The following is a 25,677-nucleotide window of genomic DNA, read 5'->3' as shown; positions in this document are numbered from 1 at the left end:
CGGCAACCCTGACGACTTCCCGCCACACGGGAACCGAACGGCGGAAAACATTCGGCCGACCCCGGGGCCAGAAATTGGCCTTGCCGTCAACAGGCGTGACGGAGGAGGGTACTTGGGACCTTGATTCCACTGGTCCACGGGGGGTGGATACGAGTCATGAGGCACCACCGCGAGGAGCGCCGGATCGTCGAACTGCTCGCACGGGGATGGGGGGACGAACAGATCTCCCGGGAACTGGCCCTGAGCGTACGCACGGTGCAGCGTCGGATAGGGCCGCTGATGAACGAGCACCGGTGTGCGAGCAGGTTCGCACTCGGCTTCAAGATCGGGAAGCACATCAGGACGGAGGCGTAAGGACTGCGCCTCCACGGAAAAGGGCCCACACCGCACGCGCGGTGTGGGCCCTTCCGTGCGACAACTGACCTGCTACGCCCAGGTGATGAGGCGCTTCGGGTGTTCCAGGATCGCCGCCGTGTCGGCCAGCACCTTGGAGCCGAGTTCGCCGTCGATCAGGCGGTGGTCGAAGGCCAGCGCCAGGGTGGTGACCTGGCGGGGCTTGACCTTGCCCTTGTGGACCCAGGGCTGGAGCTTGATCGTGCCGACCGCGAGGATCGCGGACTCGCCCGGGTTGAGGATCGGCGTACCGGTGTCGACGCCGAAGACGCCGACGTTGGTGATGGTCACCGTGCCGCCCTGCATGGCGGCCGGCGAGGTCTTGCCCTCGCGTGCGGTGGCCACCAGATCACCGAGGGCGGACGCCAGTTCGGGCAGGGTCTTGGCGCCCGCGTCCTTGATGTTCGGGACGATCAGTCCGCGCGGAGTGGCCGCGGCGATGCCCAGGTTCACATAGCCCTTCTGCACGATCTCCTGGTTCGCCTCGTCCCAGGCGGCGTTGACGGCCGGGTTGCGCTTGATGGCGACGAGGAAGGCCTTGGCGACGAGCAGGAGCGGGTTGACCCGCAGGCCCGCCATCCCGTACTTGTCGGGGTCCTCCTTGAGCTCCGCCACGAGCTTCATCGTGCGCGTCACGTCGAGGGTGATGAACTCGGTGACGTGCGGGGCGGTGAACGCGCTGTTCACCATCGCCGAGGCGATCGCCTTGCGCACTCCCTTGATCGGAATGCGCGTTTCCCGTGCTGCGGCCGTTTCACGTGAAACATCGGCCGTGACCTGCTGCGGCGCCGCGGGGGCCGCAACCTGCTCGGTGCGTACGGGCGTTGCCGCCGCGTGCACGTCCTCGCGGGTGACGACCCCGCCGGGACCGGTCGGGGCGACCGTCGCCAGGTCGACGCCGAGGTCCTTGGCCAGCTTGCGGACGGGGGGCTTGGCGAGGGGCCGCGCACGGTCCTCGACCGGCTGCGCCGCCGTCGCCGCCGATACCTGCGCCGCCGATGCCTGCGCCGCCGTCGACGTGCCGTTCAACTCGGCCTGTACGGCGGCGGAGTAGGCCGCCTTCTCCGGCGCGGGCGTGTCCGTCCTGCGGGCCCGCCGCTTGGTGGAGGACTCGGAGACGCCGTAGCCGACCAGGACGGGCTGGCGGCCCTTGGACGCCTCGTCCTCCTCCGGCTCCTCGGCGGGGGCCGGGGCCGCGGCCGGTGCTGCGGCCGGCGCCTCCGGGGCCGCGGTTCCCGGCGCCACGTCGACCGTGATGATCGGGGTGCCGACGTCGACCGTCACGCCCTCCTCGAAACGCAGCTCGTGCACCACTCCGTCGTACGGAATGGGCAGCTCGACCGCCGCCTTCGCGGTCTCGATCTCGCACACGACCTGGCCGTCGGTGACGGTGTCACCGGGCTGGACGTACCACTTGAGGATCTCGGCCTCGGTGAGGCCCTCGCCCACGTCGGGCAGCTTGAACTCGCGGTAGCGAACAGAAGTGTCAGTAGTAGTCATGTGGTCGGCCCCTTAGTACGCGAGCGAGCGGTCGACGGCGTCGAGTACCCGGTCCAGGCCGGGGAGGTACTCCTCCTCCAGGCGGGCCGGCGGGTACGGCGAGTGGTAGCCGCCGACCCTCAGCACCGGGGCCTCCAGGTGGTAGAAGCACCGCTCCGTGATGCGGGCGGCGATCTCCGCGCCCGCGCCGTAGAAGACCGGCGCCTCGTGCACGACGACCAGCCTGCGGGTCTTCTCGACCGAGGTCTGGAGGGTGTCGAAGTCGATCGGGGACATCGACCGCAGGTCCACGACCTCGACCGACTTGCCCTCGTCGGCGGCGGCTGCCGCCGCCTCCATGCAGACCTTGACCATCGGGCCGTACGCGGCGAGTGTCAGGTCCGTGCCCGCACGGGCGACCCGGGCCTTGTGCAGCGGTCCGGGGATGGCCTCGGTGTCGACCTCGCTCTTGTCCCAGTAGCGCCGCTTCGGCTCGAAGTAGATCACCGGGTCGTCGCCCTGGATGGCCTGCTGCATCATCCAGTAGGCGTCGGAGGCGTTGGAGGGCGAGACCACCTTGAGGCCCGCGACGTGCGCGAACAGCGCCTCGGGCGACTCGCTGTGGTGCTCGACCGCACCGATGCCGCCGCCGTACGGAATGCGGATGACGACCGGCAGCTTGATCTTGCCGAGCGAGCGGGCGTGCATCTTCGCGAGCTGCGTGACGATCTGGTCGTACGCCGGGAAGACGAAACCGTCGAACTGGATCTCCACGACGGGCCGGTAGCCGCGCAGCGCGAGGCCGATGGCCGTGCCGACGATGCCGGACTCGGCGAGCGGGGTGTCGATGACCCGGCCCTCCCCGAAGTCCTTGAACAGGCCGTCGGTGACCCGGAACACCCCGCCGAGCTGACCGACGTCCTCGCCCATGATGAGGACCTTGGGGTCGGTCTCCAGGGCCTTGCGGAGGGACTCGTTGATCGCCTTGGCGATCGGAAGCTTCTTCACGGCCATGGCTTACTTGCCCTCCTCGGCGAACGACGCCCGGTAGGCGGCGAACTGGGCGCGCTCCTCGTCGACGAGCGCGTGCCCGTCCGCGTAGACGTTCTCGAAGATCGCCATGGTGTCGGGGTCGGGCATCGAGCGCACGGTCTCCCTGACCCGCTTGCCGAGGGTCTCGCTCTCGGCCTCCAGCTCCTCGAAGAAGGCGGCGTCGGCGAGCCCCTCCTTCTCCAGGTACGTACGGACGCGCAGGATGGGGTCCTTCGCCTCCCACGCCGCGCGCTCCTCGTCGGCCCGGTACCTCGTCGGGTCGTCGGTGGTGGTGTGCGCACCCATCCGGTACGTGAACGCCTCGACCAGGGTGGGGCCTTCGCCGTTGCGGGCCCGCTCCAGGGCGGCCTTGGTGACGGCCAGGCAGGCCAGCACGTCGTTGCCGTCGACGCGGACGCCCGGGAAGCCGAAGCCCTGGGCGCGCTGGTAGAGCGGCACCCGCATCTGCTTCTCGGTGGGCTCGGAGATCGCCCACTGGTTGTTCTGGCAGAAGAAGACCACGGGGGCGTTGTACACCGCGGAGAAGGTGAACGATTCGGCGACGTCGCCCTGGGAGGACGCCCCGTCGCCGAAGTACGCGATCACGGCCGAGTCCGCGCCGTCCTTGGCGACGCCCATGGCGTAGCCGGTGGCGTGCAGGGTCTGCGAGCCGATGACGATCGTGTACAGGTGGAAGTTGTTGGTGCTGGGGTCCCAACCGCCGTGGTTCACACCGCGGAACATGCCCAGCAGGTTCGTCGGGTCGACGCCGCGGCACCAGGCCACGCCGTGCTCGCGGTACGTCGGGAAGACGTAGTCGTCGTCGCGCAGCGCGCGGCCCGAGCCGATCTGGGCGGCCTCCTGGCCGAGCAGCGAGGCCCACAGGCCCAGTTCGCCCTGGCGCTGGAGCGAGGTCGCCTCGGCGTCGAAGCGGCGGGTGAGGACCATGTCCCGGTACAGCCCGCGCAGTTCGTCGGCCGAGAGGTCGATCGAGTAGTCCGGGTGCTCGACCCGCTCGCCCTCGGGCGTCAGCAGCTGGATCAGCTGCGGCTCGTCAGGGGCCTGCGGCGTCTTCTTGGCGCTGGCGCGCTTGGTGCCTGCTCCGCTGCTGCGTCGCGGTTTACGCGCGGCAGTGCTCTCCACGGTCACGTGCGTGCTCCTCCGTCGGTCCGGCCCCCGGGGTCTGCCGGGCGACCAGTGCGGCTCGCCCTGAATCCGTACCCGCGCACGGGGTGGGTGCGGCTCGGCCGGGACAGGGCGTGACAGGTGCCCCGGCGAACGCCTGTCTAAAGCACGTTACCCAGTGCTTCGCATAACTGCGAAACCCCGTTTGACCTGCGATTTTGCTTGGATTTCCAAGTAAATCGAAGAATGCGGGAACAATCACTGGTCAGAGCCTTGCAGGCCACCGGAACAGGGGCACGTTATCCCGGTGACCTCGGGCACGGGAAGGGTTGATGTGTGAGGATGGCGTCGTGCGCGAATCAGGCAAAATCACTGTTTTCCTTCTTGATGACCACGAAGTCGTCAGGCGTGGCGTCCATGAATTGCTCTCCGTCGAGGAGGACATCGAGGTCGTCGGAGAAGCCGGCACAGCGGCAGACGCCCTGGTCAGGATCCCTGCGACGCGCCCCGACGTCGCCGTGCTCGACGTTCGGCTGCCGGATGGAAGCGGTGTGGAGGTCTGCCGCGAAGTCCGTTCGCAGAACGAGGACATCAAATGCCTGATGCTTACTTCTTTCGCGGACGACGAAGCCCTTTTCGACGCGATCATGGCCGGTGCGTCCGGCTATGTCCTCAAGGCGATCCGCGGCAGTGAACTGCTCTCGGCCGTACGGGACGTGGCGGCGGGCAAATCCCTCCTCGACCCGGTGGCGACCGCCCGCGTCCTGGAGCGGCTGCGGGCCGGCAACAACGTCAAGGGCGACCAGCGCCTGGCCAACCTCACCGACCAGGAGCGGAAGATCCTCGACCTGATCGGCGAGGGCCTGACCAACCGCGTGATCGGCGAGCGGCTGCACCTCGCCGAGAAGACGATCAAGAACTACGTCTCCAGCCTGCTCTCCAAGCTCGGCATGGAGCGCCGCTCCCAGGCCGCCGCCTACGTGGCCAGGATGCAGGCCGAAGAGCGCCGCTGAAGCGGGCCGAAAGAAGCGCCGAAGAACACCGAAGAACACGTCCCACCAGTGGTTTCACGTGAAACCACACGCCCCTGATCAGGCACTTCGTGACTTTTCTCGGGACCTAGGTCTCTTTTGGCGCACCCGTCGCATGGCGCACAGTGAAGTCATGCCCACCTCCGACAGCCGCCGCGCCATCCAGCTGCTGACCTCCGTGCCGTACGGCAGGGTCGCCACCAGCATGCGTGCGCTGCCGTTCCTGGCCGTCGCCCGCCATGTCGTCGTGGACGGCGGGATCCTGCTGCGGATGCACGCCGGTTACGGCTACCACCAGGCCTGCAACGGCAGCGTGGTCGCGTACGAGACCGACAACTTCAACTCCGGCGACAGCCAGCTGTGGTCCGTCCAGGCCACCGGCGAGGCCCGCATCGTCGAGCCCACCCCCGCCGGCCTGAAGCTCTTCGGACCCGGCCCGGCCGAGGTCGAGGGCAAACCGTTCGAGGCGGTCCACATGCGGATCGATCCGCAGTTCTTCCTGGTCCACACCCTGCAGGGGTCCTGCGGCCGCACCCTTCAGCACGCAGGGTGAGCACTCCTCACCTCCCGTGATCTAACATCTGCCGGGTGCCGCGCTCATCTGTACCCGCTCCCGCCGTCGCCACCGACGCACCCGCCCGGCCCGTCCCGCCCGTCGACCGGCTGCTGAGCCGGTACCCGGCCCTGGGCGAGCCGGTGTCCTGCAAGCCCGTCGCCCAGGGCCTGCTGAACCACGGTTTCCGGCTCGCCACCACCCGCGGCGACTTCTTCCTCAAGCACCACCTCGACGGCGACCGCCCGGCCATCGCCCGCCAGCACCGCGCCACCCAGCGCCTCCAGGAGCTCGGCGTGCCCGTCGCCCCGCCCCTGCACGACACCGGCGGCGACACCGTCGCGGTGATCGGCGACCGCTGTTACGCCCTGCACCCCTGGATCGACGGCAGCCACCGCGACGGCGCCCAGCTCACCGAGACCGAATCGCTGCGCCTGGGCACGCTGCTCGGCGTCGTGCACACGTGTCTGGACCAGGTGATGGAGGCGGAGGCAGGCCGGGACGGCGGGCAGCTCAGCGCCGATCCCGCGGACAGCTTCGAGACCATCGCCGAACTGCTGCTGCTGGCCCGCCGGCGGCACCCGCAGGACGCCTTCGACGTACTGGCCGAACACCGCCTCCTGGAGCGGCGGACGCTCCTGGAGCGGTACGCGCACCGGCGGCCGGCGGCGGGCGCCGAGCCCAGCGCGGGGTGGGTGCACGGCGACTTCCACCCGCTGAACCTGCTGTACCGGGACGCGGAGCCCGCGGCGATCGTCGACTGGGACCGGCTCGCCGTGCAGCCGCGCGCCGAGGAGGCGGTCCGTGCGGCGGCCATCTTCTTCGTCCGGCCCGACGGGGAGCTGGCGCTGGCGAAGGTGCGCGCCTACGCGCGCGCGTACCGGGGGGCGGCGGGCGCGGGGGAGGCCGAACTGGCCGCCGCCGTGCACCGGGTGTGGTGGGAGCGGCTCAACGACTTCTGGATACTGCGCTGGCGCTACCAGCTGCACGACCGAAGGGCCGACCCGCAGTTTCCTGCGGCGTCGGCCCTGGCGGTCTGGTGGACCAAGGAGTACGAAGCCGTGCTGGACGCCTTCGCGGGGTGATCCCGGTGGTGGACCCGGCGGGTCCTACGGGGTGGCGGCGCCCGCCACGGCACCCTGGTTGGCGTTGCCCTCGGGACCCGTGCCGCCGTTGGGGTCCGTGCCGCCGTCGTTGCCGCCGACGGGGTCCGTACCGCCGTCGTTGCCGCCGTTGGGGTCCGTACCGCCGTCGTTACCGCCGTTGGGGTCCGTACCGCCGTCGTTACCGCCGTTGGGGTCCGTACCGCCGTCATTGCCGCCCGGGCCGGTGGGCGGGGGCGTCGGGGGCTTGGTCGGGTCCTTCGTCGGGTCCTTGGTCGGATCCTTGGTCGGGGGCTTGGTCGGGGTCGTGGGGGGCGGGTAGCCGCCCGTGCCGCCGCTGTTGCTGGTGCTCGACGAGCTGGAGTTGGAGCTGGAGTCGCTGTCGCCGGAGGAGGTGTTGTCGTCCTCGGTGGGGGACTCCTCGTCCTTCGGGCTGGAGGGGGTGCTGCTGACGGACGGCGAATGGCTCGGCTTGACCGGGGGGTCCTTCTTGTCCATCGCGTTCACCGCGTAGGCCACACCACCCGCGATCGCGAGGATCGCCAGGATCGCGAAGATCCACATCTTGCTGCGGCTCGGGCGCTCCGGCCCGTACCCGTCGTCGTACGACCCGTCGTGCGGGTTCCTCGGCGGCAGCATCGCGCCGCCCTGCCGGAACTGCGAGGTCTCCCCGTGCTGCGGGTGGCCCAGCGCCATCGTCCCGGCGGTGCCCTGCGCCGGGGTGTAGCCCGACTCGTGCATCTCGACGGGGCCCGTGTTCCACGTGCCGGTGTGGCTGCCCTGCTGCTGGAGCATCTGGAGCCCGTACTGGACCAGGCCGCGCATCTCCTCCGCGCTCTGGAACCGGTCGTCCGGGTCCTTCGCGAGGGCGCGCATGGCGAGGCCGTCGAGCTCCGGCGGGGCCACGTCCGACATCTCGGAAGGTGGCACCGGAATGTCCTGGACGTGCTGGTAGACCACCGACAGCGGCGTCTCACCCATGAAGGGGGGCCGCAGCGCGAGCAGTTCGTAGAGCAGACAGCCGGTGGCGTACAGGTCGGAGCGGTGGTCGACGGCCTTGCCGAGCGCCTGCTCCGGGGAGAGGTACTGCGGCGTGCCCATGACCATGCCGGTCTGCGTCATCGTCGACTGCACGCCGTGCAGGGCGCGCGCGATGCCGAAGTCCATCACCTTGACCGCGCCGCCGTGCGTGATGATCACGTTCGCCGGCTTGATGTCGCGGTGCACGATGCCGTGCTGGTGGCTGTAGGCGAGGGCCTCCAGCACGCCGGAGACGATGATCAGCGCCTGCTCCGGGCCCGGGGCCTCGGCGTTGAGCAGCAGGTCACGGATGGTGTTGCCCTCGACGAGCTCCATCACGATGTACGGAACGAGGTTGCCGCCGATGCGGTCCTCGCCCGAGTCGTACACGGCGACGACCGCGTGGTGGTTGAGCCCGGCGACCGACTGCGCCTCACGCGTGAAGCGCGCCTTGGCGACCGGGTCCTCGGCGAGATCGGAACGGAGCAGCTTCACCGCGACCGTACGACCGAGCCGTACGTCCTCCGCGGCGAAGACCTCGGCCATGCCGCCGCGGCCGAGACGGTGCGTCAGCCGGTAGCGACCGTCACCGACAAGTCCGCCCATACCGAACGATTCCGGCAGGTCAGACACTCCACCGCCGGTGTCCTCGGATTCGGGTGCCATCAGTCCTCGCCGTCATCATCTGTCCGCGCCGGCGCATGTATCGCGTCGCGGGGGTTCACAGGGTTCTCCGCCACGTCACGCTACAGCCTCGTACGAGGGAGCCCTGCTGCGAGATGGACCTGCCATCAAAACCGTTGCGCCTGTACCCGTGCAAATTACCCGTCCTTCGCGACACAGCGGACACCCCGCTGATAACGCTTCCGAGACTCTTCCTTGCGCGTACGGTCACGGATCGGGCACCTGGCTTGACGTGTCGATGCCCTCGGGCAGACTTGGCCGGTAATGAGGGATGATCGCGGATTGTCCCGGCAGGGCCCGGAGAAGCACACAGCGGGACCCGGAGAAGCACACACAGCGGACTGACGCGGAACCACCGCGCCGAGGGGGAAGCACAGTCATGAGCCAGGACGGCACGCAGGGCCGGTATGCCGGCGGCTCGGTGGCAAACGGTCGGTACCAGCTCCGCGACCTGCTCGGCGAAGGCGGCATGGCCTCCGTCTACCTGGCCTACGACTCCGCGCTGGACCGCCAGGTAGCCCTCAAGACGCTGCATGCGGAAATGGGCCGCGAGGCCGCCTTCCGCGAGCGCTTCCGGCGCGAGGCACAGGCCGTCGCCAAGCTCTCGCACACCAACATCGTCTCCGTCTTCGACACCGGCGAGGACGAGCTCGGCGGCATGCAGATGCCGTACATCGTCATGGAGTACGTCGAGGGCCAGCCGCTCGGCTCGGTCCTGGCGGCCGACGTCCAGCAGTACGGCGCGATGCCCGCCGACAAGGCCCTGAAGATCACGTCCGACGTGCTCGCGGCGCTGGAGACCAGCCACGAGATGGGCCTGGTGCACCGCGACATCAAGCCAGGCAACGTGATGATGACCAAGCGCGGCGTCGTCAAGGTCATGGACTTCGGCATCGCCCGCGCCATGCAGTCCGGCGTCACCTCAATGACCCAGACCGGAATGGTCGTCGGCACCCCGCAGTACCTCTCGCCCGAGCAGGCGCTGGGGCGCGGCGTGGACGCCCGCTCCGACCTCTACTCGGTCGGCATCATGCTGTTCCAGCTGCTCACCGGGCGGCTGCCGTTCGAGGCCGACTCGGCACTGGCCCTTGCATACGCACAGGTCCAGGAGGAGCCGGTCGCCCCGTCGTCCATCAACCGGACGATCCCGCCGGCCGTCGACGCGCTCGTCGCCCGCGCACTGAAGAAGAACCCGAACGAGCGCTTCCCGAGCGCCGCGGCGATGGCCGACGAGTGCACCCGCGTGCTCGCAGCGGTGCAGCCGGGCGCCGCCCCGGTGATCATTCCCGGCAGCGGACCCGCCGGGAACAGCGGCTCGGGCATCAGCTCGGCGGTCTTCCCGCCGGTCGACCAGAGCGGTTACGCGGCCCCGGCCAGCGGCGTGCAGATGCCGTACCAGCCGCCGACCCCGGGCCCGAGCCCGTACGGACCGGCGACGCCCACCCCGATGCCGACCCCCGCACCGCAGGGCTCGTACGGATATCCGCAGCAGGGGTACGCGACGCCCGCGCCGCCCTCCTACGCGCAGCAGAGCCCGCTGACGGTGCCCACGCCCTCTCCCGCACCGGGCAAGAAGAAGAACCTGCCGGTGATCATCGGTGCGATCGTGGTCGCGCTGCTCGCGATCGGCGGCGTGATCTTCGCCATGCAGCCGACGGACAAGCCGGACCCGGAGGCGGACAGTCCGGCGGCCGGTCAGCAGGAGGGCTTCAAGGGGCCCGACCGGGCGAAGACGATCAAGAGCACGGAGTGCACCAGCCCGGACGAGAACAGCCTCGACCCGGCCAAGGTCGACACCCCGGACTTCGTCTTCAAGAACTCCCGCTCCGTGAAGGAATGCCTTCAGGCCGCGGGGTGGAAGTTCCAGGAGAAGTCGACCGACGAGAACCAGTGGGGCCAGGAGACCGTGATCGAGCAGTACCCGCGCGCGGGCTCGCCGATGGACCCGGAGAAGACGACCATCGAGCTCACGGTCTCGACGGGCAATCCCGCCAAGTAGCCCGCCCGCACGGCCTTCCCCGGAACGGCCCGGCACCCTTCTGGGGTGCCGGGCCGTTTCCTTGTCCTGCCCTTCTGTCCTTCTGCCCTCCTTGCCCCGTCGGGGCCGTTTCCCGGCCCGGTCAGGACCGCTGCCGGGCGGCTTCCGGACCACGCCCGAACCGCGTCCGGACCACTTCCGTGCCGCGTCCGGATGGCTCGACCCGCGTGCCCGTTCTGTTGCCATATGTGACGCTGAGTCCGACGGCTCGGCGGTACCGGACGGGAGGCGGTCACCCATGGCTCCAAGGGTCCGTGCACAGGTCACCGCTCTCGCGGTGACGGCTTCGCTGGGGATCGCGGTTTCGCTGGGGCTGTGCGCCCCGTCGTACGCAGCACCACCCGCACCGGCCCCGTCGGACTCCCCGGCCCCCTCAGCCCCCTCGGCCCCGTTGGACCCGTCGGCCCCCACGGACCTGTCAGCCCCCACGGACCCACCGGTGACCGCGGACCGCCCCGGCGAGCGGCTCGCCGGGCGGCGGGCCGGGGTCGGGCGGGTCCGTCCCGGCCGGGCGCCGGAACCGGAAGCGGTACGGCCGGTCACGGCGTACGTACCGGTGGCGCCGCCCGCCCCCCGACCGCAGGACGCCACTCCCCGTACCCCTGAAACGGCACGTGGGACGCACCCTCCCAGGTCTCTGCGGCAGGCCTCCGCACGCCCCTACACGCCCGGCGTCAGAGCCCTGCCGCTGGGAACCGGAATCGCCCTGGTGGGGCTCGGGCTGGGGTTCCTGGGGATGCGGCTGCGCCGCCGGTAGGGCGCGGCCAGGATGCGGCCCGGCCCAGGCAGGAGCCCCGGTAAGACTTGCCAGCAGGTCCATACTCGGTATACATACTCAGTATGTCGATCCGCCACGGGCTCCTCGCCCTCCTCGAACAGGGCCCCCGGTACGGCTCCCAGCTGCGTACCGAATTCGAGTCCAGGACCGGCGCCACCTGGCCGCTGAACGTCGGGCAGGTCTACACGACCCTCAGCCGCCTGGAGCGCGACGGCATGGTCGCCCCGCACGGCGACGACGACGCGGGTCACCCGCTGTACGCGATCACCGACGCCGGACGCGACGAACTGCACCAGTGGTTCGGGCGGCCCGTCGACCGCACCAGCCCGCCCCGCGACGAACTCGCCATCAAGCTCGCCATGGCCGTCGGCGCACCCGGCGTCGACATCCGGGCCGTCATCCAGTCCCAGCGGCACGCCACCCTGAAAGCCATGCAGGACTACACCCGGCTCAAGGCGCAGGCCCTGATCGCGGTGGAGTCCGGCAGCGCTCAGGGCGACTTCCAGGAGAGCGCCGAGGGCCGCGACGACGTGGCCTGGCTGCTCGTACTGGAACAGCTGATCTTCCAGACCGAGGCCGAGGCACGCTGGCTCGACCACTCCGAGTCCCGGCTCGTCCGGCTCTCCGCATCGGCCGCGCGGGGAGCCACTCCGCCTGCGGCCGACGCACCGAAGACCACCGGCACTCCGATGTCCGCCGCCGCTGCGGCGCCCTCGGGCATTCCAGAAGCCCCGGCGCCACGGCGCCGCGCAGGACGGCGCTGACCCCGCACACCGCACCTTTCCCGCCACGCGTCCCGCGCCCGGCGGCCTTCCCAGGGGGGACCCCACACCGATGTCCGAACAGTCCCATCTGACCCACCAGTCCCACCAGCAACAGCAGTCCCAGCGACCCGTGCTGCAGCTGGAGGAGCTGACCCGGGTGCACGGCAGTGGCGCCACCGAGGTGCACGCCCTGCGCGGCGTGAACCTCTCCGTCTTCCCCGGCGAACTCGTCGCCGTCATGGGCCCCTCCGGGTCCGGCAAGTCCACCCTGCTCACCATCGCGGGCGGCCTCGACAACCCCACCTCGGGACGGGTCGTCGTCGAGGGCACCGACATCACGCAGGCCGGCCGCAAGGAACTCGCCGCCCTGCGGCGCCGCAGCATCGGCTACGTCTTCCAGGACTACAACCTCATACCGGCGCTGACCGCCGCCGAGAACGTGTCGCTGCCGCGCGAGCTCGACGGGACGTCCGCCCGCAAGGCCCGCGTCTCCGCCCTCGCCGCCCTGGAGGAGATGAACCTCGGCCACCTCGCCGACCGGTTCCCCGACGAGATGTCCGGCGGCCAGCAGCAGCGCGTCGCCATCGCCCGCGCCCTGGTCGGCGACCGCCGCCTGGTCCTCGCGGACGAGCCGACCGGCGCCCTCGACTCCGAGACCGGCGAGTCCGTGCTCGCCCTGCTCCGCGCGCGCTGCGACGCGGGCGCGGCCGGCATCCTCGTCACCCACGAACCGCGCTTCGCGGCCTGGGCGGACCGGGTGGTCTTCCTGCGCGACGGCTCCGTCGTCGACGAGACGGTACGCACCGAGGCCGACTCCCTGCTCGCCGTCGGCAACGCCGCCGGCCCCGCCGGAACGACCGGGCAGGCAGGCGCCAAGTGAACCGCTGGTACCACTCCTGGGTCGCGGCGATCCGGATCGCCCGCCGTGACGCCTGGCGCTCCAAGGGCCGCAGCATCCTGGTCCTCTCCATGATCGCCCTGCCCATCCTCGGCGTGAGCGCCGTCGACGTGACGCTGCGCAGCTCCGAACTGGGCGTCGCCGACCGGATGGACCGCCGGCTCGGCGGCGCCGACGCCCTGCTGACCGACAGCGGGATGGCCGGGACCGCCATCGTGCAGAACCCGCACGACGGAACCCTGGGCTCCGACAACTACGAGCCCGTCGGCGGCTGGGAGGCCTACCAGAACAAGCCCGCCCCCGACGGGAAGACGGACCTCGCGAAGGCCGTTCCGGCAGGGGCCAAGACCCTCACCGACACGAAGGGCACCACCCCGATCCGCACCGGGCACGGGCTGCTCCAGACCGAGGTGCGCGAGCTGAGGGCGACCGACCCGCTGGCGAAGGGCCTGCTGGTCCTCGGCGAGGGCCGTTTCCCCGAGAAGGCCGGCGAGATCGCCGCGACCCACCACTTCCTGGAAGCGGGCGGCCTGTCCGTCGGCGACAAGGTCAAGCCCCGTTCCCTGGACACCGAGTTCACCGTCGTCGGCGCCTACGAGGTGCCCGACGAACTGAAGCTCGACCAGATCAACGCGCTGCCCGGCACCTTCCTCGCCCCGCTGAACAAGTCCCTCACCGCCCAGGGCCTGTCGACCACCGGTGGCGAGACGAAGTACCTGGTGCACCTCGGCAGCAGCGGCGCAGGTTTCACGTGGAACATGGTCAAGGAGGCCAACACCAAGGGCGTCACGGTGCTCTCCCGCGCGGTCGCCCTGAACCCGCCCGCCGACTCCGAAGTGCCCTACTTCAAGCAGAGCGGGCCGCGTGACACCTCCGGCGGTTCGGGCGGCGCCCTCGCCGCGGCCGCCACCGTCGTCGGTCTCGCCCTCCTGGAGATCTGTCTGCTGGCCGGCCCCGCCTTCGCGGTGGGCGCCCGCCGCTCGCGCCGCCAGCTCGGCCTGGTCGGCGCCAACGGCGGCGACCGCCGCCACATCCGGGCCATCGTCCTGTCCGGCGGCCTGGTCATCGGCGTCGCCGCCGCCGTCATCGGCACGGCACTGGGCATCGCGCTGACCCTGGCGCTCCAGCCCGTTCTGGAGAGCTACCTCGGCAAGCGGTTCGGCGCCTTCGACCTGCGCCCGCTGGAACTCCTCGGCATCGCCCTGCTCGCCGTGTTCACCGGCCTGATGGCGGCGATCGTGCCCGCCGTCACCGCCTCCCGGCAGCCCGTGCTGGCCTCCCTCACCGGGCGGCGCGGAGTCCGCAAGGCCAACCGAGTACTGCCGGTCGTCGGCCTGATCGCCGTCGTGGTCGGCGCGGCCATCGCCCTCTACGGGGCCCTGGCCAGCGACAGCATCCTCATTGTCGGAGGCGGCAGCGCCCTCGCCGAGCTGGGTGTGGTGGCCCTGACCCCGGTCCTGGTCGGCCTGTTCGGGCGGATCGGCAGCTGGCTGCCGCTCTCACCGCGGCTCGCCCTGCGCGACGCCGTACGCAACCGGGGACGCACGGCACCCGCCGTGGCCGCGGTACTGGCCGCCGTCGCGGGCACCGTCGCGGTGGCCACGTACACCGCCAGCAGCGACGCCAAGCAGCGCGCCGAGTACCAGGAGATGCTCCCGTACGGCGTCGGGTCCGCCACCACCGACGAGGCGGGCGGCCGGGATGTGAGCGCCATGCGCTCCGCAATCCAGGCGAACGTGCCGCTCGACGTCCTCGCCGACGTCCAGCGCATCGTCATCGGGAGCAAGAACTGCACCGAGTACAGCGACGACGCCAAGTGCGGCCAGTACGAGGTCTTCGTGCCGAAGGCCAACCGCTGCCCGCTCCACGAGGGCGGCAGCCCGGGCAGCGACCCGGCCGAGCGCTTCTCCCTCGAAGAGCGCCGCAAGCTGGCCAAGGACTGGCGCTGCACCCGGGTGTTCAGCGGCGGCACCCCCGGCTCCAGCGGAGTGACCGTCGGTGACGAGAAGGTCCTGAAGGTCCTCGGCATCACCGACCCCGGCGTCGTCAACGCCATCAAGCAGGGCAAGGCCGTCTCCTTCGAGCGCGCCTACACGGAGAACACCAGCAACAAGGTCGGCATCAAGGTCATCACCGACCGCAAGAAGGCCGACGAAGCGGTGATGGCCGGCAAGGAGGCACCCGGCAAGTTCACCTACGTGCCGGTCCACCGGGCCCCCGAGAGCGTCAAGCCGTACGGCACGGGGATCCTGATGCCGCCGGCCATGGCCAAGGCCGCCGGGTTCACCACGGTGCCCTACGGACTGCTCTTCTCGACGTCCACGCTGCCCAGCACCGAGCAGACGCAGGCCATGAACGGCGCCTTGGACAAGATCGGCATCACCGAGATGCCGTACATCGAGTCCGGGTACACCGGCCGCACCGGCATCGTGCTGCTCGCCCTGACGGTGTTCGCCGGACTGATCACCATCGGTGCGGCCGGCATCGCCACCGGCCTCGCCCAGGCCGACGCCGAACCCGACCTGAAGACCCTCGCCGCGGTCGGCGCACCGCCTCGGGTACGACGCGCCCTCAGCGGTTTCCAGTGCGGGACGGTCGCCCTGATGGGCGTGGTCCTCGGCTCGGCGGCGGGCGTCCTGCCCGCGATCGGGCTGCTGCTCAACCAGCGGCGGGCCGACGCGGCCAACGCCCAGGCCAACCTCGACCAGGGCTGGTCCGGCGGCATGGGCACGACCGAGATCCCCATCGTCGTCCCGTGGGAGACCCTGGGCGCGCTCCTGATCGCCGTACCGGTCGGCGCGGCGCTGCTCGCCGCCCTGGTCACCCGCTCCCGGGGCGCGCTCGCCCGGCGTGCGGAGGCCTGACCCGAACATCTCGCACAGGCTGTGCCCCCGTACGAAGGTGGATCACCTTTGCACGGGGGCACACCCACTTGTGATGCAGGTGTACGAGAGAATGGCGGCATGGAGATGCCGAGGAGTGAACGGTCGCAGGAGAGCCCCCAAGTCCTGGTCGTCGGGCAGGACGGAATGGCGCTCGGCGGCGGTGACGACGAGTCGCGCGAGGTGCCAGTGACGGACATGGTCGAACAGCCCGCGAAGGTCATGCGGATCGGCAGCATGATCAAGCAGCTCCTGGAGGAAGTCCGCGCGGCTCCCCTGGACGAGGCGAGCCGGGTGCGGCTCAAGGACATTCACGCCAGCTCCGTGAAGGAGCTGGAGGACGGGCTCGCCCCCGAGCTCGTCGAGGAACTGGAGCGCCTGTCGCTGCCGTTCACCGAGGAGGCCATTCCGTCCGAGGCGGAACTGCGCATCGCGCAGGCCCAGTTGGTGGGCTGGCTCGAAGGGCTCTTCCACGGCATCCAGACCGCACTGTTCGCCCAGCAGATGGCGGCACGCGCACAGCTGGAGCAGATGCGCCGGGCACTTCCGCCGGGCGCCTCGCACGAGGACGACGAGGACGACGGCCACCCCGCGGCGCGTACGGGCGGTCCGTACCTGTAGGTCTGGCGGGTCTCGTACGACGGTGGGTCCGGTGTGCAGGCCCACGCACGGCGGTGGGCCCGATGTGCCAGGCCCACGGACGGCGAGGGGCCCGGGTGTGCAGGCCCACGCATGGCGAGGGGCCCGGTTCCGTGCGGAACCGGGCCCCTCGCCGTGTGCCGCTGCTCAGTTCACGGTGAGCAGGATCTTGCCGATGTGGCTGCCCTCGTCCAGCGCCTTGTGCCCCTCGGACGCCTGGTCCATGGGGAAGACCCGGTCGACCACCGCACGCACCCGCCCGGCCGCGATCATCGGCCACACGTGCTCGCGCACCGCCGCCACGATCGCCGCCTTCTCGCCCAGCGGGCGACCGCGCAGCGACGTCGCGGTGATCGCGGCCCGCTTGCGCAGCAGGGTGTTGAGATTGATCTCGCCCTTCACACCGCCCTGCAGACCGATGATCGCGAGACGGCCGCTGGTGGCGAGCGCCTTCACGTTCTGGTCGAGGTACTTGGCGCCGATGATGTCAAGGATGACGTCCGCGCCCTTGCCGTCGGTGGCCTTGCGCAGCTCCTGTACGAAGTCCTGCTCGCGGTAGTCGATGAGGATGTCCGCACCCAGCTCGGCGCAGCGCGCCAGCTTCTCCGGTCCGCCCGCCGTGACGGCGACGCGCGCGCCGATCGCCTTGGCCAGCTGGATCGCCATGGTGCCGATGCCGCTCGCTCCGCCGTGCACCAGCAGGGTCTCGCCCGGACGCAGGTGGGCGATCATGAAGACGTTCGACCAGACCGTCGCCGCCACCTCGGGCAGCGCGGCCGCCGTCACCAGGTCCAGGCCGTCCGGCACGGGCAGCAGCTGCCCGGCGGGGACGGCGACCTTCTGCGCGTACCCGCCGCCGGAGAGCAGCGCGCACACCTCGTCGCCGACCGCCCAGCCGTGCACCCCGGTGCCCAGCGCCACGATCCGGCCGGAGCACTCCAGACCGGGGTAGCGGGACGCACCGGGCGGCGGGTCGTAGAAGCCCTGCCGCTGGAGCAGGTCGGCGCGGTTGACGGCGCTCGCGGCGACCTCGACAAGGACCTCGCCCTCGTTCGGGACGGGATCGGGGACCTCCGCCCAGACGAGCGCCTCGGGGCCACCGGGTTCAGGGATCGTGATCGCATGCATGGCCGCGAGGCTACCCCCGCTGCCTTTGATCAGTCCGTAGGCCCTTATGAAGAACCTTCCGAAGAGTCACGGGGACCCGTTTCCCGCCCTACTCGGCCGAGGTCACGCGTACGCTGTCGGACCCCTCGGAACCCGGCGACGCCCGTACGATCGTGATGACCCGGTCGGTGAGCTGGAGCGGGCTGGCCTTCGGGTCGTCGTAGCCGAGCAGCCGGTGCCCGCGCAGCACGCTCACCACCAGGTCCTCGGTCTCCCTGACGTTCTTTCCGACCTCGCTCTTTATGACCGGGCGCTCGATCAGGTCCAGGCCCGAACCCTGCTGGATCAGATCCTCCATCACGGTGCCCGCGCTCGGGCTGAGCACGGAGAGGCCGAGCAGGCGGCCCGCCGCACTCGCACTGGTGATGACCGCGTCCGCACCGGACTGGCGCAGCAGCGGTGCGTTCTCCTCCTCGCGGACCGCGGCGACGATCTTCGCGCCCCGGTTGAGCTGGCGCGCGGTGAGGGTGACCAGCACCGCCGTGTCGTCGCGCTGGGTGGCGATCACGATCTGGCGGGCCCGCTGGAGTTCGGCCCGCAGCAGTACGTCGCTGCGTGTCGCGTCGCCCACCACACCGGTCAGACCCTCCGCGTTGCAGGTCTCGATGACCTTGGCGCTCGGGTCGACGACGACGATCTGGTCCTTCCGCAGGCCGGTGGCGATGAGCGTCTGCATCGCGGACCTGCCCTTCGTCCCGTACCCGATGACGACAGTGTGGTCTCGCAACTGGGACCTCCAGCGATTCAGCCGGAACTCTTCGCGGGTCCGCTCGGTGAGGACTTCGAGAGTGGTGCCGACCAGGATGATCAGGAAAAGAACCCGCAGCGGCGTCACGAGCAGCACATTGGTGAGCCGCGCGCCGTCGCTGTACGGGACGATGTCGCCGTACCCCGTGGTGGAGAGGGTGACGGTCGAGTAGTAGACGGCGTCGAGGAGATCCACACCGCCGTCGGAGTTGTCGTGGTAACCGGAGCGGTCGATCCACACGATGACGACGGTCACGGCGAGTACCGCCAGCGCCATCATCAGCCGCTTGGCGACCTGCCGCAGCGGGCGGTCGACGACACGCTTGGGCAGCTTCACCGGGGCGGTCGTCAGATGCTCGTCCGCACCTCGCGCCATCGCGTCATGGCCGGGCAGTTTCACGTGAAACATCCTTCCGTGCGGGCCGGTTGTTTCGGCTGTTTCACGTGAAACACCCTTCCGCCCAGGGCAGGTCGAGGATTTCCAGCTCGTCGCCGGCCCGCGCACCACCGGGCGGTACGACGGCCAGCCCGTCGGCGGCGGCGATCCCGCGCAGCATCGCCGGACCGTTGTAGTGCAGCGGTACGGCATGGTCCGCGCCGGTGGGTCCGGTGCGGTGGGTGACGGGCACGAGCCGGGTCGAGACGGGGTGGCCGGGGATCTCGTCGCGTACCGGCGCACGGTACGGCTCGGGGACCGGCCGGTGGGAGAGGGCCCGCAGCAGGGGTTCGGCCAGCGTCAGCAGTCCGGACACGGCGGCGAGGGGGTTGCCGGGCAGCCCCACCAGGTGGGTGTCGGGGGCGAGGCGGGCCAGCAGCATGGGGTGGCCGGGGCGTACCTCCACACCGTCGACGAGGATTTCGGCACCGGTCTCGGCGGCCTTCGCGAGGAACGGCCGGACGTGGTCGACGGGTCCAGCGGCGGTACCGCCGGTGGTGACGACGACGTCCGCCTCGGAGCCGAGTACCGCCTTGCGCAGCGCCTGCGGGTCGTCGCCCAGGCACCGGGTGTCCAGGACCTCGGCGCCCAGCGCGCGCAGCCAGGGTGCGAGGAGCGGGCCGAGCGCGTCGCGGACCATGCCGTCGTGCGGCAGTCCCTCGGTCAGCAACTCGTCGCCCAGGATCAGCACTTCGACCGTGGGCCTCGGGACCGTCAGTAGTGCGTCGTACCCGGCGGCGGCGGCGAGACCGAGGACGGCCGGGGTCACCACGGACCCGGCGGGCAGCAGGTGGTCGCCGGTGCGGCACTCCTGGCCGCGCGGGCGGATGTCCTGACCGGGAATCACCTCGCGCTGGGCGTACAGCCGCAGCTTGTCCTCGTCGGCGCGGGCGTGCTCGCTGCGGATGACGGCGGTCGCCTCGGCGGGGATGCGGGCACCGGTGGCGATGCGTACCGCTTCGCCGTCGGTCAGCGGGTCGGGGACGGCGCGGCCCGCGAGGAGGCCGGCGCCCTCGTGGAAGGACCAGGGGCCGGGGCCCGCGACGGCCCAGCCGTCCATGGCGGAGGTGTCGAAGGACGGCAGGTCGGTGAGCGCTTCGAGGGGCTCGGCGAGTACCTGCCCGAGCGCCCGGTCGAGGGGGACGCGGCGGGGCCTGGCCGGAGCGGTGCGCCCGGCGCGGGCAGCGGCGGCGCGGGCCTCGGGCCAGAGGGCGGCGGCGGGATGCGCGGGGGCGGCCGGGGTCGCGGAGGCGGCGGAGGCACCGGGTCCGTGGTCTGCGGAGGCCGGGGACGCGGCGGCCGGTGCGGGGACGGCGGGCTGTTCGCGGGGGTGGTCGCGGGACTGCCCCCGGGGATCGCGGGACTGCCCCCGGGGTTGGTCACGGGCTTGGTCACGAAGCTGCTCGCGGGGCTGTTCGCGGCTGACCAGGGCGAGGGCCTGGTCGACTCCGTCGATCTCGTGGTCGGTGTCGCTCATGCGGTGCCGTTCCCGTCGCCGGAGGTCTCCCGAGAGGCCTCTCCGGAGGTCTCGTCCGAGGTCTCCGCCGCCCACCGGGCCGCGAGCGCGGTGGCCTTGCGGACGGCTTCGGCAACGGCCTCGGGGCCCTCGCCCCCGGCCCGCCCGGCCGCGTACCCGACCAGGAACGTCGTCAGAGGGGCGGCGGGTCGGGCGACGCCGTGCGCGGCGTCGCGCGCGAGGTCGAGGAGGAGGGGGGTGTCGACGGCGAGGTCGAGGCCGAGTTCGTCCTTGACTGCGGTGATCCATTCATCCAGCACGTGCCCATGCTCCCTGATGCGGGCGCGGGCTGCGGCGATGTTTTCCCAGGTGTCGCAGTCGAAGGAGGCAAGGGGAGCGGCCGTGGTCACCCGGGTCAGGGCGAGTTCGGCGGTGAGCAGCCGGACCGGGAGACCGGCCGGGGACCCGTACTCGGTGGCCAGCAGGGCCAGTTCGCGGCGCAGCGGCTCCGCCCGGTAGGCGGCGACGAGGGGCTGGTCGCGGCCGTCGGCGTCGACGAGCAGCGCGGCCTCCGCGTGCGGATCCGATTCCAGCGTGGCGACGAGCGTGTCCACCGTCGCCCGGTCGATGAACGGCAGGTCGACGGAGAGCACGACGACGAGCGCGGCCCCGGTCTCCCGGACCCCGGCGGCGAGCGCGGCGAGCGGCCCGCCGCCCGGCGGCTCCTCGCGCGTCCGGACCACCGGCCGTGCGGTGGCGCGGCGGCCCCCGACGACCACGGTGGCCCCGGCCCCGGCACAGGCCGTCAGCACACGGTCGAGCAGGGGCCGTCCGCCGATCCGCACGGCGGCCTTGTCCACCCCGCCGAGCCGCCGCCCGGCCCCGCCCGCCAGCACGACGGCGTCATACGCATGGGCACTCATGCCCCCGAGTATGTACGGGCCGTCGTCGCGGCCGACGGTGAGGGGAGCCGCCCGGGGCGCCGGAGCCGCGCCCGGCGCCTCAGAGGGTGCGCAGCAGCAGCGCCGGATGCTCCACACAGTCGGCGACGTACCGCAGGAAGCCCCCGGCGGTGCCGCCGTCGCAGACCCGGTGGTCGAAGGTCAGCGACAGCTGGACGACCTGACGCACCGCCAACTCCCCTTCGTACACCCAGGGCTTGGGCACGATGCGGCCGACCCCGAGCATCGCGGCCTCCGGGTGGTTGATGATCGGTGTGGAGCCGTCGACGCCGAACACTCCGTAGTTGTTCAGCGTGAAGGTGCCGCCGGTGAGCTGGGCCGGGGTGAGCCGGCCCGTCCTGGCCGCCTCGGTCAGCCGTACGAGCTCCTCGCCCAGCGACTCCACGTTGCGGGCGTGGGCGTCGCGGACGACCGGGACGACGAGACCGCGCTCGGTCTGGGCGGCGAACCCGAGGTGCACCTCGGGCAGCCGGACGATCTCCCGGGCCTCGGTGTCCACGGTGGAGTTGAGCTCCGGGAAACGGGCGAGGGCCGCCGCGCAGATCCGGGCGAGCAGCGCCAGGACCGACACCTTGGGGCCGCTGCCCACGCTGTTCATCGCCGTACGGGCCGCCATCAGCTCCGTCGCGTCGGCGTCCACCCAGCAGGTCGCGTCCGGTATCTCGCGACGGCTGCGGGACAGCTTGTCGGCGACGGCTCCGCGCACGCCCTTGAGGGGGAAGCGCTCGGCGGTCGCGGCAGAGGCGGCCCGCGCGGGAGCCGGGGCGGGGCCGGTGGCAGGGGCGGGGGCGAGGGCAGGGGCAGGGGCTGTCTCCGGCGGCCGGAGCGCCCGCTCCACGTCGGTGCGGAGGATGAGCCCCTCGGGCCCCGACCCGTTCAACTCCCGCAGATCGAGGCCGTTCTCACGCGCCAGCCTGCGTACGAGAGGAGAGACCACCGGCACGGGCCCGGCGGGCGGCCCGGGCGGCGCGCCGACAGGAGCGACGGGAGCCGTCGGGGCGGAAGCCACTGGAGCGGCCGACGTGGCCTGTGCGACCTGTGTCCCGGTGGCCTGGACGGCCTGTGCGGCCTGGACGGCCTGTGCGACCCGGGGCACCTGTGTGGCCCTCACCGCAGCGCTGGCGCTCTGCGCCGCAGGACGAACCCGGCGGCGGCGTGCCGCCGGAGCGGTGGTGCCGTACCCGACCAGGACGTTCCCCGACCCGGAATCGTCATCGCCGCCAGCACCGCCAGCACCGTCACGATCGCCGTCACCGCGCCCGGCAGGCTCCGGGCCGCCCGCCGATACCTCCGACGCCTCCGCGCCGACCGCCACCGTCAACAGCGGGGATCCGACCGGGAGTTCCGTGCCCTCCTCACCGAAGCGGGCCGTGACCACGCCTCCGTACGGGCACGGCACCTCGACCATCGCCTTGGCCGTCTCGACCTCCACCACCGGCTGGTCGACGGCGACGACGTCGCCCACCTCCACCAGCCAGCGCACGATCTCCGCCTCGGTCAGCCCCTCACCGAGGTCGGGGAGCTTGAACTCCAGGCTCGCCATTCCAGAAACCCGTGGCATCAGGACTCCTCCCACTGGAGCCGCGCGACCGCGTCCAGCACCCGGTCCACGCCCGGCAGGTGGTGCCGTTCCAGCATCGGCGGCGGGTAGGGCACGTCAAGACCGGCGACGCGCAGCACCGGCGCCTCCAGGTGGTGGAAGCAGCGCTCCGTGACGCGGGCGGCGATCTCGCCGCCCGGCCCGCCGAAACCGGCGGACTCGTGGACGACGACCGCACGCCCGGTGCGCCGTACCGAGGCGGCCACCGTCTCGTCGTCGAACGGGACCAGGGACCGCAGGTCGACGACCTCCAGGTCCCAGCCCTCCGCCGTGGCGGCCTCCGCGGCCTCCATGCACACCGGCAGCGAGGGCCCGTACGTGATCAGCGTGGCACTGCGGCCTGCGCGACGGACGACCGCCCGGCCCATCGGCTCGACGGCGGCCGGGGCGTCCGGCGACCAGTCGGCCTTGGACCAGTACAGCCGCTTGGGCTCCAGGAAGACGACCGGGTCGTCGGAGGCTATGGCCTCGCGCAGCAACCCGTACGCGTCCTCGACGGTCGCCGGGGTGACGACGTGCAGCCCCGGGGTCGCCATGTAGTACGCCTCGGACGAGTCGCTGTGGTGCTCGACGCCGCCGATCCCGCCGCCGTACGGAATGCGGATGGTGAGCGGCATGGGGAGGGCGCCGCGGGTGCGGTTGCGCATCTTGGCGACATGGCTGGCGAGCTGCTCGAACGCCGGGTAGGCGAACGCGTCGAACTGCATCTCGACGACCGGCCGCAGCCCGTACATCGCCATGCCGACGGCCGCCCCGAGTATCCCCGCCTCGGCGAGCGGGGTGTCCGTGCAGCGGTCCTCGCCGAACTCCTTGGTCAGCCCGTCGGTGATCCGGAAGACCCCGCCGAGCGCGCCGACGTCCTCGCCCATGACGTGCACCGTCGGGTCCTCGGCCATCGCGTCGCGCAGGGCCCGCTGGAGGGCCTGCGCCATGCTCGCGGGCTTCGCGGCGGGTTTCTTCCCCGCCACCGGGCCCGCCATCGTGCTGTTCATCGCCCGGCCTCCGCTTCCGCTTCCAGCTCGGCCCGCAGCTGGGCCTCCTGCTCGCGGAGCTGAGCGGTCCGCTCCGCGTACACATGGGTGAAGAGGTCCATCGGGTCGAGCACCGGGTCCGCGTTCATCCGGGCGCGGAGGTCCGCGGCCATCGTCTCGGCGGCCTCCCGGGCCTCCCGCACGCCGTCCTCGTCGAGCATCCCGCGCTCCGTGAGCTCGCGCTCCAGGAGTGCGATCGGATCGTGGTCGCGCCAGGCTTCGACCTCGGCGTCACCGCGGTAGCGGGTGGCGTCGTCGGCGTTCGTATGGGCTTCCACGCGGTACGTCACGGCCTCGATCAGGGTGGGGCCGCCGCCGCGCCGGGCGCGCTCCACCGCTTCGGTCAGCACCTCGTGCATCGCGGCCGCGTCGTTGCCGTCGACCAGGCGGCCCGGCATTCCGTACCCGACGGCCTTGTGGGCCAGGGAGGGGGCGGCGGTCTGCTTGGCGAGCGGCACGGAGATCGCGAAGCCGTTGTTCTGCACGAGGAAGACGACCGGGGCCTGCCAGACGGCGGCGAAGTTCAGCGCCTCGTGGAAGTCGCCCTCGCTGGTGCCGCCGTCGCCGACCATGGCGAGCGCCACCACGTCGTCGCCCTTGAGGCGGGCCGCGTGGGCGAGGCCCACCGCGTGCGGCAGCTGGGTGGCGAGGGGGGTGCACAGCGGGGCCGTGCGGGTCTCGCGGGGGTCGTAGCCGGTGTGCCAGTCGCCCCGCAGCAGCGTCAGCGCCTGCACGGGGTCCAGGCCGCGCGCCACGGCCGCGAGGGTGTCGCGGTAGGACGGGAACAGCCAGTCCTGCTCGCGCAGCACCAGCCCGGCGGCGACCTCACAGGCCTCCTGTCCGGTGCTGGACGGGTACACGGCGAGGCGGCCCTGCCGGGTGAGCGCCGTGGCCTGTGCGTTGTACCTCCGGCCGCGCACCAGTTCCGCGTACAGCCGACGCATCAGGACGGGGTCGATCCCGGCGGCGGCCCCGGTGCCGAGCACCCGGTACGGCTCGGGGTCCGGGAGCAGCGGGGCGGGGTCGGTGCGGGGCTTCCAGGCCGGGGGAGGGCTGGGCCGGTAGGCCGTGCTGCCCGGCATCTCTTGAATCGTCACGACGAACACCTCCTCGTGGGAGCGATGCGGAACGGTCACGAGGGCGCCGGCACCCCTGGTCGGAATGTGGCGCGTCTCACCTACCGATTGTTCGGTCGTGGATGCAGTTTGGCTACAGGCGGCATCACCCTGTGGACAAACGGTTCTGCACAGCCTGGGATGGGAACAGGACGTCCATGGCGGGGAGGCGGGGGCACATGGCAGCTGAACAAATGGCCGGATCGGGATCAGGTGTCCCCGGATCGGGTGACGGTTTTCGTGGCGACGCCGATGTTGTCCACAGTCCAACGCCCCCGCCCAGGCCGCTGGACTCCATCGACCGGGACATCCTGCGCATGCTCCAGGCCGACGGCCGCGCCTCGATACGGTCGGTCGCCGAGCGCGTCCACGTCTCGCGCGCCAACGCCTACGCCCGGATCAACCGCCTCATCGACGACGGCGTGATCCGCGGCTTCAGCGCCCGCATCGATCACGAACGGGCAGGTCAGGGCGCCTCCGCATACATCACCCTCAAGATCGTCCAGAATTCGTGGCGCACGGTCCGCGAGGAGCTGCAAGCACTCCCGGGGGCCGCCCACATCGCTCTGGTCAGCGGCGATTTCGACGTACTGCTGCTGGTGCACACCCCGGACAACAGAACGCTCCGCGAGCTCGTCCTGACGAAGATCCAGGCCATACCGGAGGTACTGAGCACCCGCACACTGCTGGTCTTCGAGGAGACCGACCTGGAGCCGCAGCGCCCGCCGCGGGACTGACCCGCAC

At 71.5% G+C, this 25,677-nt stretch carries 22 protein-coding genes; 11 read left to right on the top strand and 11 right to left on the bottom strand.

The annotated features are described in order from the left end of the window. Positions 1-156 precede the first annotated feature (156 nt). Complete coding sequence (locus ACH4SP_RS13970) at positions 157-354, top strand: hypothetical protein (RefSeq protein WP_398414224.1); 198 nt, start codon at positions 157-159, stop codon at positions 352-354. A gap of 72 nt (positions 355-426) precedes the next feature. On the opposite strand, the gene ACH4SP_RS13965 is transcribed toward ACH4SP_RS13970, so the two are convergent. Genes ACH4SP_RS13965 through pdhA (ACH4SP_RS13955) form a run of 3 tightly spaced genes read right to left on the bottom strand, consistent with a single transcriptional unit; the run spans position 427 to position 4,053 of the window. Continuing rightward, complete coding sequence (locus ACH4SP_RS13965) at positions 427-1,893, bottom strand: dihydrolipoamide acetyltransferase family protein (protein ID WP_398414222.1); 1,467 nt, start codon at positions 1,891-1,893, stop codon at positions 427-429. 12 nt (positions 1,894-1,905) lie between these two features. Then, complete coding sequence (locus ACH4SP_RS13960; protein WP_398414220.1) at positions 1,906-2,886, bottom strand: alpha-ketoacid dehydrogenase subunit beta; 981 nt, start codon at positions 2,884-2,886, stop codon at positions 1,906-1,908. Positions 2,887-2,889: 3 nt separating this feature from the next. After that, positions 2,890-4,053 (bottom strand): pyruvate dehydrogenase (acetyl-transferring) E1 component subunit alpha, encoded by a 1,164-nt coding sequence (gene pdhA / locus ACH4SP_RS13955; protein ID WP_398414218.1) that lies wholly within the window; start codon positions 4,051-4,053, stop codon positions 2,890-2,892. Positions 4,054-4,379: 326 nt separating this feature from the next. On the opposite strand from pdhA (ACH4SP_RS13955), the gene ACH4SP_RS13950 reads away from it, so the two are divergent. The 3 genes from ACH4SP_RS13950 to ACH4SP_RS13940 all read left to right on the top strand — a co-directional run bounded on the left by ACH4SP_RS13950 (position 4,380) and on the right by ACH4SP_RS13940 (position 6,698). Next, positions 4,380-5,042 (top strand): response regulator, encoded by a 663-nt coding sequence (locus tag ACH4SP_RS13950; RefSeq protein WP_398414217.1) that lies wholly within the window; start codon positions 4,380-4,382, stop codon positions 5,040-5,042. A 151-nt stretch (positions 5,043-5,193) separates the two neighbouring features. Further along, positions 5,194-5,613 (top strand): pyridoxamine 5'-phosphate oxidase family protein, encoded by a 420-nt coding sequence (locus ACH4SP_RS13945; RefSeq protein ID WP_398414214.1) that lies wholly within the window; start codon positions 5,194-5,196, stop codon positions 5,611-5,613. Between the two features lie 35 nt (positions 5,614-5,648). Next, on the top strand, positions 5,649-6,698 hold the full coding sequence (locus tag ACH4SP_RS13940) for a phosphotransferase (RefSeq protein ID WP_398414212.1): 1,050 nt from the start codon (positions 5,649-5,651) through the stop codon (positions 6,696-6,698). A 24-nt stretch (positions 6,699-6,722) separates the two neighbouring features. Here the strand turns inward: ACH4SP_RS13940 and ACH4SP_RS13935 are convergent, their stop codons facing one another. Next, positions 6,723-8,402, bottom strand: a complete 1,680-nt coding sequence (locus ACH4SP_RS13935; RefSeq protein ID WP_398414209.1) for a protein kinase — start codon at positions 8,400-8,402, stop codon at positions 6,723-6,725. Between the two features lie 397 nt (positions 8,403-8,799). On the opposite strand from ACH4SP_RS13935, the gene ACH4SP_RS13930 reads away from it, so the two are divergent. The 6 genes from ACH4SP_RS13930 (at position 8,800) to ACH4SP_RS13905 (ending at position 16,401) form a co-directional block, all read left to right on the top strand. Then, positions 8,800-10,419, top strand: coding sequence for a protein kinase (locus ACH4SP_RS13930; protein ID WP_398414207.1), 1,620 nt, complete (start codon positions 8,800-8,802; stop codon positions 10,417-10,419). Positions 10,420-10,897: 478 nt separating this feature from the next. Beyond that, positions 10,898-11,215: a hypothetical protein gene (locus ACH4SP_RS13925; RefSeq protein WP_398414205.1), complete on the top strand. Its 318-nt coding sequence runs from the start codon at positions 10,898-10,900 to the stop codon at positions 11,213-11,215. Positions 11,216-11,298: 83 nt separating this feature from the next. Next, positions 11,299-12,000, top strand: coding sequence for a PadR family transcriptional regulator (locus tag ACH4SP_RS13920; protein WP_398414203.1), 702 nt, complete (start codon positions 11,299-11,301; stop codon positions 11,998-12,000). Positions 12,001-12,070: 70 nt separating this feature from the next. Then, positions 12,071-12,880 carry an ABC transporter ATP-binding protein gene (locus tag ACH4SP_RS13915; protein WP_398414200.1) on the top strand — a complete coding sequence of 270 codons (810 nt, stop codon included), beginning with the start codon at positions 12,071-12,073 and terminating at the stop codon, positions 12,878-12,880. After that, positions 12,877-15,762, top strand: coding sequence for an FtsX-like permease family protein (locus ACH4SP_RS13910; protein WP_398414198.1), 2,886 nt, complete (start codon positions 12,877-12,879; stop codon positions 15,760-15,762). The genes ACH4SP_RS13915 and ACH4SP_RS13910 overlap by 4 nt, the downstream gene beginning before the upstream one ends. A 99-nt stretch (positions 15,763-15,861) precedes the next feature. Beyond that, complete coding sequence (locus tag ACH4SP_RS13905; protein ID WP_398414196.1) at positions 15,862-16,401, top strand: bacterial proteasome activator family protein; 540 nt, start codon at positions 15,862-15,864, stop codon at positions 16,399-16,401. A gap of 165 nt (positions 16,402-16,566) precedes the next feature. Here ACH4SP_RS13905 and ACH4SP_RS13900 read toward each other — a convergent pair whose 3' ends face one another. From ACH4SP_RS13900 to pdhA (ACH4SP_RS13870), 7 genes are all read right to left on the bottom strand, one after another. Next, complete coding sequence (locus ACH4SP_RS13900) at positions 16,567-17,547, bottom strand: NAD(P)H-quinone oxidoreductase (RefSeq protein ID WP_398414194.1); 981 nt, start codon at positions 17,545-17,547, stop codon at positions 16,567-16,569. Positions 17,548-17,635: 88 nt separating this feature from the next. Beyond that, positions 17,636-18,742: a potassium channel family protein gene (locus ACH4SP_RS13895; RefSeq protein ID WP_398414191.1), complete on the bottom strand. Its 1,107-nt coding sequence runs from the start codon at positions 18,740-18,742 to the stop codon at positions 17,636-17,638. A gap of 31 nt (positions 18,743-18,773) precedes the next feature. Further along, positions 18,774-20,246 (bottom strand): molybdopterin molybdotransferase MoeA, encoded by a 1,473-nt coding sequence (locus ACH4SP_RS13890; protein ID WP_398414189.1) that lies wholly within the window; start codon positions 20,244-20,246, stop codon positions 18,774-18,776. Continuing rightward, complete coding sequence (locus ACH4SP_RS13885) at positions 20,243-21,148, bottom strand: NTP transferase domain-containing protein (RefSeq protein WP_398414186.1); 906 nt, start codon at positions 21,146-21,148, stop codon at positions 20,243-20,245. The genes ACH4SP_RS13890 and ACH4SP_RS13885 overlap by 4 nt, the downstream gene beginning before the upstream one ends. Positions 21,149-21,227: 79 nt before the next feature. Then, on the bottom strand, positions 21,228-22,730 hold the full coding sequence (locus ACH4SP_RS13880; RefSeq protein ID WP_398415075.1) for a dihydrolipoamide acetyltransferase family protein: 1,503 nt from the start codon (positions 22,728-22,730) through the stop codon (positions 21,228-21,230). A 17-nt stretch (positions 22,731-22,747) separates the two neighbouring features. Beyond that, positions 22,748-23,779 carry an alpha-ketoacid dehydrogenase subunit beta gene (locus tag ACH4SP_RS13875; RefSeq protein ID WP_398414184.1) on the bottom strand — a complete coding sequence of 344 codons (1,032 nt, stop codon included), beginning with the start codon at positions 23,777-23,779 and terminating at the stop codon, positions 22,748-22,750. Next, positions 23,776-24,915, bottom strand: coding sequence for a pyruvate dehydrogenase (acetyl-transferring) E1 component subunit alpha (gene pdhA, locus ACH4SP_RS13870; RefSeq protein WP_398414182.1), 1,140 nt, complete (start codon positions 24,913-24,915; stop codon positions 23,776-23,778). Before pdhA (ACH4SP_RS13870) ends, ACH4SP_RS13875 begins: the two co-directional genes overlap by 4 nt. 197 nt (positions 24,916-25,112) lie before the next feature. On the opposite strand from pdhA (ACH4SP_RS13870), the gene ACH4SP_RS13865 reads away from it, so the two are divergent. Beyond that, on the top strand, positions 25,113-25,670 hold the full coding sequence (locus ACH4SP_RS13865; protein ID WP_398414180.1) for an Lrp/AsnC family transcriptional regulator: 558 nt from the start codon (positions 25,113-25,115) through the stop codon (positions 25,668-25,670). The last annotated feature ends 7 nt before the right edge of the window (positions 25,671-25,677 follow it).

The organism is Streptomyces sp. NPDC021093, assembly GCF_044333135.1.
Lineage (GTDB): Bacteria > Actinomycetota > Actinomycetes > Streptomycetales > Streptomycetaceae > Streptomyces.
Note: the sequence above shows the minus strand (reverse complement) of the source record. Positions and strands in the feature narration are given on the sequence as shown.

Excerpts from the sequence above, each read along its gene's own strand:
- ACH4SP_RS13970 (WP_398414224.1), top strand. The coding sequence starts at position 157 with ATGAGGCACCACCGCGAGGAGCGCCGGATCGTCGAACTGCTCGCACGG.
- ACH4SP_RS13965 (WP_398414222.1), bottom strand. The coding sequence starts at position 1,893 with ATGACTACTACTGACACTTCTGTTCGCTACCGCGAGTTCAAGCTGCCC.
- ACH4SP_RS13960 (WP_398414220.1), bottom strand. The coding sequence starts at position 2,886 with ATGGCCGTGAAGAAGCTTCCGATCGCCAAGGCGATCAACGAGTCCCTC.
- ACH4SP_RS13945 (WP_398414214.1), top strand. The coding sequence starts at position 5,194 with ATGCCCACCTCCGACAGCCGCCGCGCCATCCAGCTGCTGACCTCCGTG.
- ACH4SP_RS13935 (WP_398414209.1), bottom strand. The coding sequence starts at position 8,402 with ATGGCACCCGAATCCGAGGACACCGGCGGTGGAGTGTCTGACCTGCCG.
- ACH4SP_RS13930 (WP_398414207.1), top strand. The coding sequence starts at position 8,800 with ATGAGCCAGGACGGCACGCAGGGCCGGTATGCCGGCGGCTCGGTGGCA.
- ACH4SP_RS13920 (WP_398414203.1), top strand. The coding sequence starts at position 11,299 with ATGTCGATCCGCCACGGGCTCCTCGCCCTCCTCGAACAGGGCCCCCGG.
- ACH4SP_RS13915 (WP_398414200.1), top strand. The coding sequence starts at position 12,071 with ATGTCCGAACAGTCCCATCTGACCCACCAGTCCCACCAGCAACAGCAG.
- ACH4SP_RS13905 (WP_398414196.1), top strand. The coding sequence starts at position 15,862 with ATGGAGATGCCGAGGAGTGAACGGTCGCAGGAGAGCCCCCAAGTCCTG.
- ACH4SP_RS13900 (WP_398414194.1), bottom strand. The coding sequence starts at position 17,547 with ATGCATGCGATCACGATCCCTGAACCCGGTGGCCCCGAGGCGCTCGTC.
- ACH4SP_RS13895 (WP_398414191.1), bottom strand. The coding sequence starts at position 18,742 with ATGTTTCACGTGAAACTGCCCGGCCATGACGCGATGGCGCGAGGTGCG.
- ACH4SP_RS13890 (WP_398414189.1), bottom strand. The coding sequence starts at position 20,246 with ATGAGCGACACCGACCACGAGATCGACGGAGTCGACCAGGCCCTCGCC.
- ACH4SP_RS13885 (WP_398414186.1), bottom strand. The coding sequence starts at position 21,148 with ATGAGTGCCCATGCGTATGACGCCGTCGTGCTGGCGGGCGGGGCCGGG.
- ACH4SP_RS13880 (WP_398415075.1), bottom strand. The coding sequence starts at position 22,730 with ATGGCGAGCCTGGAGTTCAAGCTCCCCGACCTCGGTGAGGGGCTGACC.
- ACH4SP_RS13875 (WP_398414184.1), bottom strand. The coding sequence starts at position 23,779 with ATGAACAGCACGATGGCGGGCCCGGTGGCGGGGAAGAAACCCGCCGCG.
- ACH4SP_RS13865 (WP_398414180.1), top strand. The coding sequence starts at position 25,113 with ATGGCAGCTGAACAAATGGCCGGATCGGGATCAGGTGTCCCCGGATCG.